Origin of the sequence: Limnofasciculus baicalensis BBK-W-15 (assembly GCF_024178385.1) — a bacterium.
Classification (GTDB): Bacteria; Cyanobacteriota; Cyanobacteriia; order Cyanobacteriales; family Coleofasciculaceae; genus Limnofasciculus; species Limnofasciculus baicalensis.
Genome location: NZ_JAMZMM010000116.1, coordinates 1 through 16,437, shown reverse-complemented (window position 1 = coordinate 16,437; position 16,437 = coordinate 1). Strand labels below are relative to the sequence as shown.

Below are 16,437 nucleotides of genomic sequence, written 5' to 3'. Positions count from 1 at the left end.
GGAGTGGGGAGTGGGGAGTGGGGAGTGGGTAATCGAATTTACAGGCATAATGTAAAACTACTTTTACATTTATCAGTATAATTAGAATATAAAACACCATTACCTTTGACAAAAACTTTTACACCTCCAGCACTTTCACAGGAAAGTCAGCCATGAAAGAAATCATCGGTGGCAACCTCACCCGCTACCGCAAAAGCCTGCGCCTATCTCAGGAGCAGCTAGCAGAGATAGTAGGGATGACTCGCCAGAGCATTAACAACTACGAAAACGCTAAAACCCTACCTGACAGCAAAACATTGTCTGCCCTGGCTCGTGCCTTGGGCGTTACCCTTGATGATTTACTACGCCCGGAAAGCGAGGGATTGCCTAACTTCCGCTTCCGCGCTCATGCGTCTTTCGGCAACAACCCTCAATTTGCTGCCCAAGTGTTGCGAATGCTGGAAACCTACAATAATCTGGAACAAGCAGTGGGTTTGCCTCCATATACACCAGAAAGTAGCCCCTGCCATCAAGTTGAGGGTAATGAAAAGCGCATTGCCGAAATTGCCAGTCGGTTTCGTCGCTGTCTTGGATTAGGAGAAGCACCGATTTTCAACTTATTTGAAACTGTAGAAGAACTAGGCTTAAAAGTCCTGCGCTTTCCCCATCCAATAGAAGGTTTCTTTGGTTTAAGTGCCTGTAGTGATGCTCAAGGAGCTTTTGTTTTAATCAAGAGCCATAACATCAAGATAGAGCGGCAACTGTTCACCTTGGCACATGAAATCGGACACTTAATCTGCCATCGAAACGACTATCAAGATGCTCTTATCGAAGAGGGAACTAAGGAAGAAGAAAAAGCACGAGAAAAAGTTGCTGATTACTTTGCTGGTCATCTGTTAGTTCCCCAAGCGGAATTGGAGCGGATGTACCAGTTGACAACTAACATTATTAAACTCAAGCAGCATTTTCGGGTAGGTTATCAAGTTATTTTGACTCGTTTGACAGAGATTGGGATTATTGATTATGCCAAAGAAAAAGCTAAAATTTGTGCTGCCTACAAAAAGCAGCATGGCTCCTCGCTGAAAAACTCAATGGAGTTACCGCCACAACTCAAACCAGAAGACTTTCCAGAAAATGAACGCTATCAACAGTTAATCTGGCAAGCCCTCAAGTTAGGCAAAATTTCAGAAATGAAAGCAGCGGAACTTCTCGATTTAACGGTGGAAAAACTGCGGGTGCGTCGTCAGGAAGCCGAGGTTTATGCCATCTCTTAACGGAACAATCCTAGACGCAACGGCATATGGTATTATTTATATTCGGACATTGCGCTTATTATCTGAAATGGTGGTAACTAAACATAAAACAGTTGCACAAGCGATCAAGATGGCTGATGCCTTAATCAAAGAAAGGGGTAAACATATTACACCAGAAATCCTATCTGACTGGAAAAAGAACTTACCACAATCTGGCACAAACTAAATTATTTGATTCTGAAACGCGATCGCACACAAATCATTCCTCACCATGCGCGGTTTAAAATAGGATCGAAGGCTAAACCAGGGAATTAAAATATGATCGGCGATCGCAAGCAAATCATCAAAATCGCTGTAGTTGGGGATGTTCATGACTTATGGGAAGCCGAAGATGCGATCGCACTCCGGCATTTGGGAGTTGACTTAGTGCTGTTTGTTGGGGATTTTGGCAATGAGTCGGTGGAGGTGGTACGGCGGATTGCCGAGATCGATTTACCCAAAGCAGTAATTATGGGGAATCACGATGCTTGGTATACCGCCTCCGATTGGGGCAGAAACAAATGTCCTTACAATCGGAGTGAGGAAGACTGGGTACAGCAACAGTTAGACTTGCTCGGAGAGACGCATGTGGGGTATGGGTATTTAGACTTTCCCCAATTCGAGCTTTCGGTAGTCGGTAGTCGCCCCTTTAGCTGGGGGGGTCCTGATTGGAAAAATCACGAATTTATGTGGGAAAGATATGGGGTGGCAAATTTCTCCGAGTCAAGGAAGCGGATTGTCAGTGGCGTGGAAAGTACAGCTTATAACACTATTATTCTAATCGGACATAACGGACCTACGGGATTAGGCGATAAACCAGAAGCCCCTTGTGGCAAAGACTGGCATCAGTTAGGGGGAGATTATGGCGATCCAGATTTTGAAGAAGCGATCGCAAAAACTCAAGCATTAGGCAAAAACATTCCCCTAGTTACCTTTGGACACATGCACCACCGCCTCCGCCATACAAAGGAACAACTGCGACAGATAATTGCTACCGATGCCCAGGGCACAATCTACTTAAATTCTGCCAGCGTACCCCGAATTAGGCAAACCGAGACAGATAGACTGCGGAATTTTTCAGTGGTTTCTCTGGAAGATGGTGCGGTGTCAGAAATCTCCCTAGTTTGGGTAGGCGATGACTATACAGTTGTATCAGAAAATGTACTATATCGCCGTGAGGAACCCCTCCCCCAACCCCTACCCTACCAGGAGAGAGAAGTTTTTCTCCCCCTTCCCTCGAAGGGAAGGGGGCTGGGGGGATAGGTTTCTTGATTTTAGTACCACAATCGGATATGATAGGCAAACCTGGAGAGGTGGCAGAGTGGTCGATTGCGTCTGACTTGAAATCAGATGAACCTACGGGTTCCGGGAGTTCGAATCTCCCCTTCTCCGTTGAATCAGAATGTGACTGTTCCTTTTTGACACTCCCCGGTCTAAAGACACGGGGATTCTTAAGACGATGAAATTATTCGTAATTATCCAGGTATTACCCTTGCGGATATCCAAGCCTGCCTCAGTTTAAAAAGGAAACCAGTATAATTCATTACTATAAGTAGATAATGGCTCTTGGGATAATTCCTGCAAATGAGCAACTAAATGCTCTCCACTCATAGGTGTTAAAAGATAATCTTCAATACTAAGACTCCGCTCAAGCCAAGGTAAACCATATCCCGCATTAGCACTCAATGCAACAATTGGTACATCCTGAAGTTGAGGATGGCTGCCCAGTTGCTCTGCCCAAGTTTTGCCTAATGTTTCTGAAACTTCAGCATGAATTAGGATTAAATCTATATGATGGGGAAATGAGCGCTCGATAGCATAGACTGGCTCCAAGAGAAAGGTAACTTCAAATCCGTTAATGGAGAACCATTCCTTGAGGTTATCGGAGTTAGTCGGTGATTTGCCAACTGCCAGAATGTGGGTGATATTTGGTGTATCTTTGGAGTTTTTTACTGTCGATTTATCGCACCCTTGTTTAGATATGCAGTCTTTCTGACAGAGACTGCAATCAGGGAAATCGTATATTGAACCAGAAGGGATGGGTTTGGGCAAATTACAAATGGCACATTCACTAACTGTTAAACTACCATTCAAGAAATTCTCGAAATCATAAATATCTCCTTCAATATATATATGGCGAAAATCTCGACGGTGTTGAATTTGTTGCCAGAAATCTTGGAAATCTTGGTGATACCCCCAATATTCATATACCGATCCTTGAAAAGGTAGAGAACCAGCAATCGGACTTGATAAAATCTCGCCTCTACTAACAAAATAGGCAACGTAACTCATCAGTAATTCCAGGCTATTTGAGGTATTATTATACGCCTTTTCTAAACGATTACGGTTGTCTAACTGACTTTGGTTATTTAAAGACTTGAGGCGCTGTAAGTGTTGGTTAATTGACAGCCCTTCTTGAGTGGGGTAAGATTCCTGAATCCCAATTGCTATCTGCTTTGCCATTAATGAAAATACCGCAATTTCTAACTCTTGCCATTGTCTGGGTTGGGAACATTGATGGGCAATCAACAATCCCCATAATTGAGAGTTTTGAGTTGAGAGTTGCGAGTTTTTAGTTAAAGAATCATGTGGCGATTCAGGATTGAGAAATGACAAGTCAGGAATGGCATTGGGAATTGCGATCGCTAATTTTATCTTAACATCAAAAAACTGCTCTAATCTTTTGATAGGATATCGATCTAAAGGGAGACGATCTATATCTTCAATGTTCTGAATTTTCCCCTGCTGAAATTTTTGAATTTCTCCATAACTCAGGAGATGATCCATCCTGGTTCCCAGCATCGTCTTCTTTCCTGGTGCTAGAGATTCCACGATCGCTGTCACTTCTCTATTGGTAGCAAATTTGCAGATAATTACCCGATCCGCCTGAAGGAATTCTCGCAATTCTACCACAGTGGCGTTAAGAATTTCATTCCATTTTTTAGATTGACCTAAATTTTGGGGAATTGCTTCAAGTTGTCGCTGACTTTCTGCTTCTAATAGTTTAGGCTCACTTAGGAAGATTCTGCCTTTCTCTCCTGGTAATTCTCGATCCCCATCTCGATTGGGCAGATCCTGGCAAATCGAGTACGGTACTTCTTGGTGACAGTGGAGACAAAACCAGTATGGTTGTCCACCACGGATATGACGCAGTAAAGAGTGGGAACAGAAAGGGCATAAATGCTTATTGAGCATGAGTGTTTTCCCCAAGTATTTGGAATTGGGGATCTTTTCTTTAGTCAGTCAACTGTCCTATCTATTAGTGTTCGTTAATTCTCAGATAAAATTGCGTAATCTTATTGAAAATTTACAATTTGTTTACAAAAGTTTACGTTTGAAGGGGAAAAGTACCCTTCCATTTGGGGAGTGGAGTTGGCGAATCCGGTTTCGCTTTGGTGGTTTAGGGTGTAGTGGGATGTGAAGGTGCGATCTCTGAAACTGTTAGACTGGGTGTGTAATTTATGAATCGAGATTATCTATTAGTTTTTCTATAGCAATACTCTTTGTTGTTTCATCAGGCAAAGAATCAAATACTTTCTGTAAAAGTTCTATAGACGCATTTTTTATAAACCAATCTTCACTAGGATTATCCCCAAGATTTAAAAAATACTTTAAACGTTCCTCTATCGCTTCTTTATCTCCTTTATCTAGTTGTCCAAGCCGCTCAAACCAATTTCCTTGTGAGTCTTTAAAGCAGTTAGCATCAACAGTACATATCTGATGCACTAGAGAGAATGAATTCTGATTAAGACCATTTCTGCTTGTAGAATTAATTGGATATACTGTTGGCAAACCTTTATATGTTTCTTTGGAAGTTAATGGAATTACTGTAAAAGTTTGGATATATTTACAGTTATCTTGAAATTGGTCACTTGTCCAAATAATATAAGGATGTTCTCCCCTAAGCACGCGAATAGAATTGATTATCTCGGAGCAAGATCTCGTATTGCATTGAATCTCACCTGGTTCATTTAAGTCATAAATATGATGATGACCGAGTTTGCAACGAAGAGATACTCTATAGGGATTTATAAAATAAATCCAACCTTGACGAGGTTTTTGTCCAGCCACCTGATTACCCCAATTCACTGATTAACTTTTCTCTTTCTTTGTAGAGATTAAGCCTAACCTTTTCCTCTGGTTGATAGCTATCTTTAACCTCAACCATTGGAGCCGTACTATATACATATTCTAGTAACTGATTTAGCTTATCCTGTCCCGATCCAGCCCATTCTCTCCTGATGTTGTCAAGGATTAGCTTAAGAGCTAAAGGTAACTCTAACTCATCAACATTACCTGAGCCAACACCAAGTTTAATAAATATAGTGTCTCCCTGAGATTCTTGATAAATTTCTTTGCCATTCATTTTATTTAAAGCAATATCTATGCCTTCATTCCAAGGACCATAGTGATAATAACACCAATCTAGATCCGTAAGCTGCTCGCCTGTCCATTTAACCGAGTAAAGATCTGCTAAATACAAAAACTTGATTAGCTGCGTTTTTGTGATATAGCCTTTTGTTGCATAGACAAAATACTTGATAATATTTTCCAGCATAGCTTTCCTTAGTCCTCAGCTTCAACAAGAGGGTAGACAAAATTTTTCGATCGAGCCATACTTGAGTTGACTACTAACAAGAGTAACATAATACTATTAAATATTGGCAGTTTAGTGCGCATTCTCTAGCATCAACCGCCACCAGAACCCAACCAACAGCGCTACCACTCATCAACACCTGGAATAAAATTTCGATTGGGTTGGTCACTACCACATATTATACCAAAAGTAAAGATAAGCTTCGGATCTCACCTCCCAAACAATCATAATATACACAACAATGTTCAGAATAACAGATTAAATAATGGGGTGAAGCATTTGCGCCCAGGTATCTGGAGGTTAATGATAATATTTATCCGCAAATGCTTCACCCTTTCCTAATTATTGACAGGAGAGGAAATTACCACCCTTGCATTAAAGCGTTGAAAAAAGCTACTTGTGCTTGAGTGTCAATTTGTTGAAGTTGCACTGTTTTCTTCGCTTCAACTGCCGCGCGATTGGTTAGTTGTTGTTCGAGATTAATAGATTTATTTGCATCGGCATTAATTCCAGCTATCCCAACATCAGAGTCAGCTTTGACAGTGGCAATTTGTACTTGGGCGGTGGCATTAAATAAGGCTTGATCTCGCTGGCTACTAGCCTGGGAAAAGGCATCGCAATTTTTGCCTACAGCTATATTGCTAACTTTGGTGAGATCGTATTCATCTATCATACTACCATCCCGGCTTAACTTGGAATTATTTTTTGTATTGATGGCTACTTTGTCAGATTTACTGTTGCTATTTTCACCTTGTCCATTAGCACCAATTCCGAAAAAACTGACTCCTCCTCCTCCTCCTGTTTTATCAGATTCATCATGGGATTGTGCGTAGGAGTTTTCGCTAGCACTTTCTTCGGATTCTATGTCATTTTGCTGGAATTTACCTTTGTTGTTGTCCACTTGTGTACCTATGATATCGCTGCACAATGCTTGAGGATTAGCGGCTAAATTATTGCTATTAATCCATGATTCATGTTGTGGTAAGGGATTGGCGAATACGGGTGCGATAGAGGTAAGGCTGGCGATAATTGCGAAGATGGAAGCAGAAAGTTTGATACCCATGATTGACTCCTTTTTTGGGATAGTTTGTGAATGGTTGTTGTTTTTCCAATTAGTTGGGATAGTTTGACAGGTTTGGGGGCAGGGCGAAGCATTTGGATATGAATATTATGGTTTTCCAAATGAGTTATCCCCCAAATGCTTCGCCCCTACAGATATTGGCTTTCAGAGATTTGTTTTCCACATTATGGAATAGTTAGTAGGAACCTGTTTTTTCATAGACTTCACCGCTGGGGGTGAAAATCATATCGGCTTTTGGGGATGAATTTACCCAATTAGTGTTATCGGAGTTGGAGTAACCGGGAATTCCTGACCAGGTTCCTGTTTTGTCATAAACTTGTCCTGATGGGGTGAATATTGTGTCTGGTTTGCGGTGAAATGAATATCCAGGTGCATCACTTGGATGTTCTATTGGTCTTACAGTGGGAGTGAGCATATTTAAGGCATCACAGGCTAAACCACAGACGAAAGCTGCTTGGGGACCAAAGGGCATACAGGCGACACCACAGTAAACAGCATCAGACCAATTATTTGCTAATTCTTCAAGAGTTTCATTCACTGGATTTGCCGAAGCTGGTGTTATGTAACTCAGGAGAGTTACTGTGGCAATTAATGGGATAGATAATCGATAATTCATGATGTTTTTTGGGTTGGTTTATCTGAGTTTTTTGACGAACTCTGTTGAGTTATGCGACTGGATTTTTGTTTGTTTCTGTCATCAACAACATCAATTCGTAGGGATCTGGTTTTGATGAATCTTCTTCTCTTGTCTGTGGCTGGATATGGCTTCCCTCATTTTCGATATCGCAGGGAGGAAAACAACAGCTAATTTTGGCGATATCTGGGTGACTTTTTATTACTTTATCGGGATGAACTGGATCGCAATTAATCCATTCAATCTCGTCAAGGTTTTTACCGTTTAAATCATTCTGATTTTTGCGATAATTTTTAATACTAGTCACGCAAGATTTGTCAATAATTTTGCGACGTTCCGGTTTCTCATTCTTTGGGGTTGGGTAGTTGATTTTATTTGGCCATTTATCTAACCACTCTAAGGGAACGCTGAAGGCTGGAGCGATTAGTCCTTGTCCGAGGATGATTCCCGATATTATTATGGGTAGATACCCTTTGAGTAATGGGAGTTTGGTTTTCATTTCCTTTAAACTTTGTTTGAGTTGATATTTAAAGTTTGCGCTGTTTTTATTGGGATGACAATGGGGTAAAAATAGGGTGATAATTTTTATGGTTAAGTTGGGTGATTGTGAATAAAAATAGGGAAAAGTCAGGTGAAGTTGGGGAATTGACTCTGAAAATAGGAAAAAGTCAGGTGTTGCTTTGAAATGGGTGAGGGGAGTATATATAATTTAGGAAGATATGGGGGGATCTCAATTTGGGAAATATACCTGGCGACTGGAAGTCGCGGCTATACAAACGAAGTCCGCCTTCGCGGACTAAATATCTGTCAGGTGCGTTATGCGCAGCTAACGCACCTGACAGATAGGATTTTAGCGTAAGTAATGTTTTGAATTATTGATGCTGTTATGAACTCTGAAATAGAATTTACTTGGGAAGTAGCTAGACAGATTGCTAATGAGGCTGTTTGGCAAAAGGATAGCGAATATCTTAAAGATATTGAGGTGATAGTATTAAAAGGTTCGTGGGATGGAAAAAGCTATCAAAAAATTGCTGATAAAAATTCATATCAAGAAAATTATATAAATCAGGATGTTGGTAATAAATTATGGCGGAAGCTTACTAAGGCGTTGGGGGAAAGGGTAACTAAGACTAATTTTCGGGAAGCTTTGAAAAGGAAATGGGATAAAGAAAAGGGAAGATTAGTCCATGGAATGGGGCAAAATCACCGGGTAGTCTCGGAGAAAATATTAGAATATCCAGATAAGCCTTTACGGTGGAATTCTCCGTTTTATGTTGAACGTCATCAGGTGGAATCTGTTTGTGATGAGGGGGTTTTATATGCTGCGGCTTTGATTAGAATTCGTGCGCCCCAGAAGATGGGGAAAACTTCTTTATTAAAGAGGATTTTGGCTAAGGCTAAGGAGAATGGATATCGCACGGTTCATTTGAATTTGCTGGATGCGGAAAGGGAAGTTTTTGGAAGTTTGGGTAAGTTTTTGCGCTGGTTTGCGGCTAGTGTGAGTTTGGAGTTGGGAAAGACTCCGGTGGTGGATGACTATTGGGGAGATAATAGTTGGGGTGATTTGATTAGTTGTAAGTATTATTTTCAAAATAGTTTTTTACAGGATGTTGATAATCCTTTGGTGTTGGGATTGGATAATCTGGATCGAATTTTTGAGCATGGGAAAATTGCGCCAAATTTTTTGGGAATGCTGCGGAGTTGGCATGAGGAAGGGAATTCTTCGGAAAAGTGGCAAAATTTAAGTTTGGTTTTGGCTAATTCTGACGATACTGTAAAATTGTGGAACCTTGAGGGTAAGGAATTACTTACCCTGACGGGACATAAAGATTGGGTAACGAGTGTCAGTTTCAGCCCCGATGGGAAGACGATTGCTTCTGGTAGTGGTGACGGTACTGTAAAATTGTGGAACCTTGAGGGAAAGGAATTACTCACCCTGACGGGACATGAAAGTTTGGTATGGAGTGTCAGTTTCAGCCCCGACGGTAAGACGATTGCTTCTGGTGGTAATGACGGTACTGTAAAATTGTGGAACCTTGAGGGTAAAGAATTACTCACCCTGACAGGACATAAATATTCGGTATATAGTGTCAGTTTTAGCCCCGACAGGAAGACGATTGCTTCTGGTAGTGGTGACGGTACAGTAAAATTGTGGAACCTTGAGGGTAAGCAATTACTCACTCTGACGGGATATAAAGATTTGGTATCGAGTGTCAGTTTCAGCCCCGACGGGAAGATGATTGCTTCTGGTGGTAATGATTGTGGAACCTTGAGGGTAAGGAATTACTTACCCTGACGGGACATAAAGATATCGTATTTAGTATCAGTTTCAGTCCCGACGGAGAAACTATCGCTTCTGGTAGTGGTGACGGGAAAATAATTTTATGGAATTTGAATCTCGATCGCCTAATGGAAAAAGGTTGCCGTTGGGTGGGGGACTATCTGAAGTACAACCCGAATGTTAGTGATAGCGATAGGCATTTGTGTGAGGGAATTGTGGCAACGGATGGGTAACGGATGTAACGGATGGGGTGATGGTTTTTTCGGATGGGGTATCGATAATCTATTTCACAATTAATGTTGTAGGGGCGAAGCATTCCGGGGATATGATTTGTATTTCACCCGAATGTTTGTATCGGAATGCTTCGCCCTGCCGTGGGGTAATGATGATGTGATGATTTGCGATCGCGTTATCCCAATTAATCTACCCGATGATTTGCGATCGCGTTATCCAAATTAATATACCCGATGTTTTGCGATCGCGTGATCCAAATTAATATACCCGATGATATGCGATCGCGTTATCCATGAATATACCCGATCATTTGCAATCGTATCCCACGGGGCAGGGTGAAGCATTCCGATATAATATTGTTGGTTTTTGTTGTTATCATATCCCCGGAATGCTACGCCCCTACAGTGCTGTTATAGTTATTAGTTGTTTGATTCTCAATTGGTTCAATCCCATTCTTATCAGTCTCTTGATAATGACCAACAACCAATAACCAACAACCAATAACTAATAACCAATAACAAAATTAAACAGCCTGTTGATAAGGACTGGTCAACTTATCCAATTGCTGGACTAACAGACTGAGGAATAACCCCACATCTGTCACTACACCAATAGATTCTACAGAACCGCGATCGCTTAATTTCGTCACTACCGATGGATTGATGTCTACACAAACCATTTTCACTCCCGCTGGTGTCATATTACCCACACCAATGGAGTGCAACATAGAAGACAACATTAAAATCATGTCCGCCCCTTCTAGCTGCTTGGCATAAGCAGTTTGGGCTTTAACTAAATCCATCTCCGTATCTGGCAAGGGACCATCATCTCGAATCGAACCTGCTAAGACAAAAGGTATATTATGACGGACGCATTCATACATGATGCCTTTTGTCAAGATCCCCTCCTCTACCGCAGCCGCAATATTGCCACAACGACGGATAGTATTAATAACTTTGAGATGGTGGCGATGCCCACCGCGCACCGGAACACCCCGTTTCATATCCACACCGAGAGAAGTTCCCATCATGGATTGTTCCATATCATGAACCGCGATCGCATTTCCTCCCAGTAGGGATTGGACGTAACCTTCGCGAATCAAACGCCCTAAGTGCTGACTGCCTCCGGTATGAATCACCACCGGACCTGCGGTAACTACGACTTTACCATTGCGATCGCGTAATCGTCGCAATTCCCACGCAATTTGCTCCACCACTAATTCTACGCGGCGTTCGCTAGAAACACCAGCACCCATAAAGGTGAATTCTTGGGTATTATTTCGTTGCTCTCTGGATTCTGTCTTCCGGATGGTGCGAATTCCTTCCACACCGACAACTACATATTCACCCACTTGTAAATCTCGTAATAGTTTACAACGAGCAACTGGTCCATCGTCGGTATGAGTAACTGCAATTGCGCCATCCATCCGCTGATTTTGCACCTTCACCCACTCGCACTCAATCCGCACTTCTGTAGGATAAATAGTTGTGACATAAAAATCATCTGGTGCGACAGAATCTTGAATTACTAATTCCAGATTAGTATCGCAAACTTCTTGAGGTGGAACTACCGCCCCCAAATCGATTAACTGAGACATAATCTCTTCCATCAAATCGTGAGATGGAGCAGATACTTTTACCTCAGCACTAGAAGTACTTTGTCGTTGTTCCCCCAAATTAAAATTAAGAACTTGGAAACTACCGCCATTTCCGATAATTAAATCTAAGGCACGACTAATTAATCCCGAGTCCAACAAATGTCCTTCCATCCGGACAATCCGGCTTTCTACCGAGACATTACCATGGACTTCACTCCTGACAGGTTCAGTAACTCGTAGTGTCAAGCATTTTGCCGCACCACCTGCTTTCAAAAATTCTGTTAGTGGTGTTTCAAATACTGTAAATCCAGCCTCACCCAGTCTTGCTTTCAGGCTATCGCTGGTTTTATTCATGACGACAACTTGGTCAATATTAACCGCATTGCAAGCAAAATTTACTGCATCTGCTTCTTCAATTGCAATTCGCTTTTCTGGTACTACTCGCATTTCGATTAAGCGATTGGAATAGGCATCAAAAGCGGCGGGATAATATAGTAAATAGCCACCACTTAAAGGACAGAAACAAGTATCTAAGTGATAGAATCGTTCATCAGCTAGCCGCAACGATACCACTTCAATATCCAGCCATTGTGCTAAATAAGGATGAGAATCTAGTTCGGAACGGAAACCATATCCCGCCCATAACCAACGTCCTTCTCGATCTAATAAAGCATCACCTGCACCTTCAAAAGGTAGGTCTTTAGGTAATTCGTATACAGTATAACCTTGAGCTTCAAACCATTCTTTAAAATAAGGTTCTTCACCCTGACGCTCTTTGTGGAGAAAGCGACTGAGAACGACATTTTTACCTAATACTAAACCTGCATTTGCCGTAAATACCATATCTGGCCAACCCTGTTGAGGAGTTACCAAATCCACAATGGCATGGTCTTTCAAGATATAGTGAAGTTTATACCATTGTTCCACAGCGCGATCGCGGGATGATTTGTGAATGTTCCCCTCCATCCACGGATTAATCACGTAATCCACATCATAGTGGTCGGGGGCACACATGAGAAAGCGAATTGAGTCAGTCATAATTAATTAACAAAGATTGGGTAGATGGTTAGGGGTTAGGGATTAGGGGTTAGGGGCTAGGGCTTAGAGGACAGTTTTCAATCCTATCACATTTCCCTTTTTAACAACCGGAGCCTAATGTTTTGGACAGGGAGATGCTAAAGGCAATTAGCCATTAGCCATTAGCCTTCAGAAAAAAAGTAGTCTAGGATACTAAGTTATGTCAAAAAATAATAACAAAGTTATTCTATTTGACACCACTATGCGGGATGGAGAACTGACTCCTGGTGTCAAAATGAATCTTAAGGAAAAAATAAGGATTGCTGAATTACTAGAAGCGATTGGTATCGATATTATTGAGGTCGGGTATCCCGGACGTTATGCCAAGGATTTTGAGGAAGTAGCCCAAATCTCTCAACTGCTCAAAACTTCTACAATATGTGGATTAGCCAGTGGCAATCCTGATGAGATATTGGCTGTTGCTAAAGCGATTAAAAATGCCGACAAAGGACGAATTCATACTTATAATTCGGTTAATCTGAACCATCAGTCTGGAGCTATTGATGAGGAAGTATTATCCCAAATTAAAGATAGTGTAAGTTTGGCTCGTAATTACTGTGAAGATGTGGAGTGGAGTGCTTTTGATGCCACAAGAAGCAATCCAGATTTTTTGTGTAAATCTATTGAAACTGCCATCAATAGTGGTGCTACTACAATTAATATTCCTGATAGTTTGGGGTTGGCAACATCTGAAGAGTTTTCCCAATTAATTACTAGGGTTTTTAATCTCGTTCCCAATATCGATAAAGCGATTGTTTCGGTTCACTGTCACAATGATTTAGGTTTGGCTGTAGCAAATTCTATCGCCGCTTTAGATTGTGGAGTCAGACAAATTGAGTGTGCGATTAATGGGTTGGGGGCAAGAAAGGGTAATGCTGATTTGGAGGAAGTTGTTATGGCTATTTTAAATAGTAAAAGTTATCGAGTTGAGGTTGATACTAGTTTAATTAGTACCGCATCAGAATTAGTTAGCAAAATTACGGGAATTGGATAGTTGAGACAGGGAATTCTGATTCCTGCGCTTCTGGCGTTACTCTGACATCACCAATTCCGAACAATTTCGGGGGTGCAATAGTCGGGGATTGGTCTATTGGACGTGCGGGTTGGGGTTTGAATAGCAATGGCGACATCGGCTCTGCTAGCAATGTTCCTGATGGGAATGCTTATTTAGGGTTTAACAGTGATAGTTCCCAAGGGTTGGTTGAATTCACTTTTGCCTCAGATATCCTGCGGGTTGGCGGATTAGTCACCGCTGCTAACTATGGAGGCGCTCCAGCCAATAATATCATCTCGCTCTCAGCATTTGATGCTTTGAATAATCTCCTAGAAACGGTAACTATTTCTGGTGTAAATGTCTCCAATTGGGGATCTAATTTCTTAGGCTTGGAAAATAGTGGTGGGATTCGCAAAATTACCATCAGCGGCGACTACACGGTATTAGATAAACTCACCTTTGAAGCGGCAGCGACTCAACCTGTTCCGGAACCTGCTTCCGTGTTAGGCTTGTTGACCTTGGGTGCTTTAGGTTTAGGGAAAGGTGTGAAGCGGAAACAGTAGGTCGATTGGTTCTCTAATTCTAGCACTTTTTTAGCAGAAGAATCCGCGATCGAGTTTTTGCTTCCAAATGTGGATAATCGATAATCCTTAGTCATTCCCCACTCCCCATTCCCCACTCCCTACTCCCCTCCTCTAAATCACCTGAAAAATCATCCCTTCCCGCGCCATAAAACCACCCTCAAAAGTATCTTGCAATTCCACCCCAATCCGATCGAGAGTATCATCAGTATGATTAGGTTCGTGGTGGAAAACTGCTAAATTTCTCACTCCTGCGGCTTTTGCTAATTTAACCCCTTCTTGCCAAGTCGAATGTCCCCAACCTACCTTCGGTGATTTGGGGTCATGATATTGTTCATCGGTATACATGGCATCGTAAATCAGGACATCGGCATCGCGAGCCAAATTCATGATATTCTCATCGAGGCGATCGGGAAAATGTTCGGTGTCTGTACAGTAAACTACTGAATGCCCTTGCCAGGATATCCGATAGCCCATTGCCCCATTCGGATGATTCAAAGGACCCGTTTCAATCGTAATATCTCCTAATGTCATTCCCTCACCGCAAACCAAGTCGTGGAACTTTAAATCAGCCCGTATTTCTCTAGTGGGGACTGGAGAATTTAGGTGCAAAACATGCTCTTTAAAATGCTGTTCCATGGGACTACCATTGGGTGCTGCCCCGTAAACTTGTAACTTATTTCCATCGACAAATAGTGGATGAAAAAAGGGCACACCTTGAATGTGATCCCAATGATAGTGGGTAAAAAACCAATAGGCATCAATCGGTGGCAGATCCTGTAAACTTTTGCCTAGCATCCGCAAACCTGTGCCGCCATCAAAAATCAGGCTTTTGCCAGCAATTCGGAGTTCAATACATGAGGTATTTCCGCCATAACGGACGGTATCTTTTCCTGGGGAGGGTATACTGCCTCTAACGCCCCAGAAGTGAACAGCAAACTCAGAGGAAGGACTAGTTTCCATTAGTGGTTTAGAGTTTTAAAGTGTGGCACTGCCCCTGGTGACGTAGGAGATGATCGCATAATACTAAGGCAATCATTGCTTCTACCATAGGGACAGCTCTGGGTAAAACGCAAGGGTCATGTCGCCCTTTGGCAGCGAGGATAGTTTCCTCTCCTGTATTTGTAACAGTACGCTGTTCTTTGCGGATAGTAGCAGTCGGTTTAAAGGCTACTCTGACTATTATATTCTCTCCATTAGAGATTCCGCCCTGAATTCCACCGGAATTGTTGGTGAAGGTTCGCACTTCTCCGGTTTCATCAATATAAAATTCATCGTTATGCTCAGATCCCGTGAGAAGTGTCCCTGCAAAACCAGAACCAATCTCAAACCCTTTACTCGCTGGTAAAGACATCACCGCCTTGGCAATATCTGCTTCCAGTTTATCAAAAACTGGCTCTCCCAATCCTTTGGGTACGTTGCGAGCAACGCACTCCACCACACCGCCAATGGAATCACCACTATTCCTGATTTTCTCAATTCGTTCAATCATGCGTTCGGCACATTCGGTGTCGGGACAACGGGCGATATTGCTTTCAACTTGTTCGAGGGTAACTGTATTTGGATTTACAACAGCTTCTATATCCTGAATTCGTTTAACATAGCCGATAATTTCGACATTGGCAACTTGGGCAAGGATTTTCTTTGCGATCGCGCCTCCTGCTACTCTACCTATAGTCTCTCTTGCTGAAGAGCGTCCCCCACCTTGCCAGTTGCGAATCCCATATTTAGCATCGTAGGTCGCATCGGCATGAGACGGGCGATATTTTACCGCCATTTCATCGTAATCTTGAGGACGGGTATTCTGATTCCGGACAAGAATAGCGATTGGTGTCCCGATGGTTTTCCCCTCAAACACCCCTGATAAGATTTCGCAGGTATCTGCTTCCTTGCGAGGTGTAACGATTTTACTCTGCCCTGGTCGTCTGCGATCTAGTTCAAACTGGATTTCTGCTTCAGATATCTCCAGTCGGGGTGGACACCCATCGATTGTCACACCGACACCGCCGCCATGGGATTCGCCAAAGGTACTAATCCGAAATAGATCTCCGAAACTGTTGCCCATATTTTTTTAGAATACGCCCTAGAAG

17 protein-coding genes, 1 tRNA gene and 1 pseudogene are annotated in these 16,437 nt (G+C 42.2%); 10 read left to right on the top strand and 9 right to left on the bottom strand.

Going from position 1 to position 16,437, the window contains the following annotated elements:
* Window positions 1-152 precede the first annotated feature (152 nt).
* The 5 genes and pseudogenes from NJ959_RS13285 to NJ959_RS30710 all read left to right on the top strand — a co-directional run.
* Window positions 153-1,253, top strand: a complete 1,101-nt coding sequence (locus NJ959_RS13285) for a helix-turn-helix domain-containing protein (protein ID WP_254012234.1) — start codon at window positions 153-155, stop codon at window positions 1,251-1,253.
* The gene (locus NJ959_RS13280) at window positions 1,240-1,458 is read left to right on the top strand and encodes a hypothetical protein (protein WP_254012233.1); all 219 of its coding nucleotides are present in this window, start codon (window positions 1,240-1,242) and stop codon (window positions 1,456-1,458) included. Before NJ959_RS13285 ends, NJ959_RS13280 begins: the two co-directional genes overlap by 14 nt.
* Before the next feature lie 92 nt (window positions 1,459-1,550).
* The gene (locus NJ959_RS13275; protein ID WP_254012232.1) at window positions 1,551-2,534 is read left to right on the top strand and encodes a TIGR04168 family protein; all 984 of its coding nucleotides are present in this window, start codon (window positions 1,551-1,553) and stop codon (window positions 2,532-2,534) included.
* A gap of 44 nt (window positions 2,535-2,578) precedes the next feature.
* A tRNA-Ser gene (locus NJ959_RS13270) sits at window positions 2,579-2,663 on the top strand.
* Window positions 2,664-2,729: 66 nt separating this feature from the next.
* A pseudogene (locus tag NJ959_RS30710) lies at window positions 2,730-2,810 on the top strand (hypothetical protein); the annotation flags it as partial.
* Here NJ959_RS30710 and NJ959_RS13265 read toward each other — a convergent pair.
* The 6 genes from NJ959_RS13265 to NJ959_RS13240 form a co-directional block, all read right to left on the bottom strand.
* A complete protein-coding gene (locus NJ959_RS13265; RefSeq protein ID WP_254012231.1) occupies window positions 2,790-4,466 on the bottom strand; it encodes a GAF domain-containing protein in 1,677 nt (558 codons plus the stop codon). The pseudogene NJ959_RS30710 and the gene NJ959_RS13265 overlap by 21 nt on opposite strands.
* Window positions 4,467-4,730: 264 nt before the next feature.
* On the bottom strand, window positions 4,731-5,342 hold the full coding sequence (locus NJ959_RS13260; RefSeq protein WP_254012230.1) for a type II toxin-antitoxin system PemK/MazF family toxin: 612 nt from the start codon (window positions 5,340-5,342) through the stop codon (window positions 4,731-4,733).
* A 4-nt stretch (window positions 5,343-5,346) separates the two neighbouring features.
* On the bottom strand, window positions 5,347-5,829 hold the full coding sequence (locus tag NJ959_RS13255) for a type II toxin-antitoxin system antitoxin SocA domain-containing protein (protein ID WP_254012229.1): 483 nt from the start codon (window positions 5,827-5,829) through the stop codon (window positions 5,347-5,349).
* Between the two features lie 400 nt (window positions 5,830-6,229).
* Window positions 6,230-6,931 (bottom strand): hypothetical protein, encoded by a 702-nt coding sequence (locus tag NJ959_RS13250; protein ID WP_254012228.1) that lies wholly within the window; start codon window positions 6,929-6,931, stop codon window positions 6,230-6,232.
* Window positions 6,932-7,124: 193 nt separating this feature from the next.
* Window positions 7,125-7,565, bottom strand: a complete 441-nt coding sequence (locus NJ959_RS13245; RefSeq protein WP_254012227.1) for a hypothetical protein — start codon at window positions 7,563-7,565, stop codon at window positions 7,125-7,127.
* Between the two features lie 49 nt (window positions 7,566-7,614).
* Complete coding sequence (locus NJ959_RS13240) at window positions 7,615-8,082, bottom strand: hypothetical protein (RefSeq protein WP_254012226.1); 468 nt, start codon at window positions 8,080-8,082, stop codon at window positions 7,615-7,617.
* 387 nt (window positions 8,083-8,469) lie between these two features.
* On the opposite strand from NJ959_RS13240, the gene NJ959_RS13235 reads away from it, so the two are divergent.
* From NJ959_RS13235 to NJ959_RS30170, 3 genes are all read left to right on the top strand, one after another.
* Window positions 8,470-9,879 carry an AAA-like domain-containing protein gene (locus tag NJ959_RS13235; protein ID WP_254012225.1) on the top strand — a complete coding sequence of 470 codons (1,410 nt, stop codon included), beginning with the start codon at window positions 8,470-8,472 and terminating at the stop codon, window positions 9,877-9,879.
* Window positions 9,843-10,097, top strand: a complete 255-nt coding sequence (locus tag NJ959_RS13230; RefSeq protein ID WP_254012224.1) for a WD40 repeat domain-containing protein — start codon at window positions 9,843-9,845, stop codon at window positions 10,095-10,097. Before NJ959_RS13235 ends, NJ959_RS13230 begins: the two co-directional genes overlap by 37 nt.
* Window positions 10,098-10,194: 97 nt before the next feature.
* On the top strand, window positions 10,195-10,323 hold the full coding sequence (locus tag NJ959_RS30170; protein ID WP_256529173.1) for a hypothetical protein: 129 nt from the start codon (window positions 10,195-10,197) through the stop codon (window positions 10,321-10,323).
* Window positions 10,324-10,621: 298 nt separating this feature from the next.
* On the opposite strand, the gene argZ is transcribed toward NJ959_RS30170, so the two are convergent.
* Window positions 10,622-12,733, bottom strand: coding sequence for a bifunctional arginine dihydrolase/ornithine cyclodeaminase (gene argZ / locus NJ959_RS13225; protein ID WP_254012223.1), 2,112 nt, complete (start codon window positions 12,731-12,733; stop codon window positions 10,622-10,624).
* A 199-nt stretch (window positions 12,734-12,932) separates the two neighbouring features.
* Between argZ and NJ959_RS13220 the strand changes: the two genes are divergently transcribed.
* The gene (locus tag NJ959_RS13220; protein WP_254012222.1) at window positions 12,933-13,766 is read left to right on the top strand and encodes a hydroxymethylglutaryl-CoA lyase-like TIM-barrel protein; all 834 of its coding nucleotides are present in this window, start codon (window positions 12,933-12,935) and stop codon (window positions 13,764-13,766) included.
* A 116-nt stretch (window positions 13,767-13,882) separates the two neighbouring features.
* Window positions 13,883-14,329, top strand: a complete 447-nt coding sequence (locus NJ959_RS13215) for a PEP-CTERM sorting domain-containing protein (RefSeq protein WP_254012221.1) — start codon at window positions 13,883-13,885, stop codon at window positions 14,327-14,329.
* 132 nt (window positions 14,330-14,461) lie between these two features.
* On the opposite strand, the gene NJ959_RS13210 is transcribed toward NJ959_RS13215, so the two are convergent.
* The gene (locus tag NJ959_RS13210) at window positions 14,462-15,310 is read right to left on the bottom strand and encodes an MBL fold metallo-hydrolase (protein WP_254012220.1); all 849 of its coding nucleotides are present in this window, start codon (window positions 15,308-15,310) and stop codon (window positions 14,462-14,464) included.
* A 7-nt stretch (window positions 15,311-15,317) separates the two neighbouring features.
* A complete protein-coding gene (gene aroC / locus NJ959_RS13205; RefSeq protein WP_254012219.1) occupies window positions 15,318-16,412 on the bottom strand; it encodes a chorismate synthase in 1,095 nt (364 codons plus the stop codon).
* Between the last annotated feature and the right edge of the window lie 25 nt (window positions 16,413-16,437).

Coding starts and splice junctions, on each gene's coding strand:
- NJ959_RS13285 (WP_254012234.1), top strand. CDS start 153: ATGAAAGAAATCATCGGTGGCAACCTCACCCGCTACCGCAAAAGCCTG.
- NJ959_RS13280 (WP_254012233.1), top strand. CDS start 1,240: ATGCCATCTCTTAACGGAACAATCCTAGACGCAACGGCATATGGTATT.
- NJ959_RS13275 (WP_254012232.1), top strand. CDS start 1,551: ATGATCGGCGATCGCAAGCAAATCATCAAAATCGCTGTAGTTGGGGAT.
- NJ959_RS13265 (WP_254012231.1), bottom strand. CDS start 4,466: ATGCTCAATAAGCATTTATGCCCTTTCTGTTCCCACTCTTTACTGCGT.
- NJ959_RS13255 (WP_254012229.1), bottom strand. CDS start 5,829: ATGCTGGAAAATATTATCAAGTATTTTGTCTATGCAACAAAAGGCTAT.
- NJ959_RS13250 (WP_254012228.1), bottom strand. CDS start 6,931: ATGGGTATCAAACTTTCTGCTTCCATCTTCGCAATTATCGCCAGCCTT.
- NJ959_RS13245 (WP_254012227.1), bottom strand. CDS start 7,565: ATGAATTATCGATTATCTATCCCATTAATTGCCACAGTAACTCTCCTG.
- NJ959_RS13240 (WP_254012226.1), bottom strand. CDS start 8,082: ATGAAAACCAAACTCCCATTACTCAAAGGGTATCTACCCATAATAATA.
- NJ959_RS13235 (WP_254012225.1), top strand. CDS start 8,470: ATGAACTCTGAAATAGAATTTACTTGGGAAGTAGCTAGACAGATTGCT.
- argZ (WP_254012223.1), bottom strand. CDS start 12,733: ATGACTGACTCAATTCGCTTTCTCATGTGTGCCCCCGACCACTATGAT.
- NJ959_RS13220 (WP_254012222.1), top strand. CDS start 12,933: ATGTCAAAAAATAATAACAAAGTTATTCTATTTGACACCACTATGCGG.
- NJ959_RS13210 (WP_254012220.1), bottom strand. CDS start 15,310: ATGGAAACTAGTCCTTCCTCTGAGTTTGCTGTTCACTTCTGGGGCGTT.
- aroC (WP_254012219.1), bottom strand. CDS start 16,412: ATGGGCAACAGTTTCGGAGATCTATTTCGGATTAGTACCTTTGGCGAA.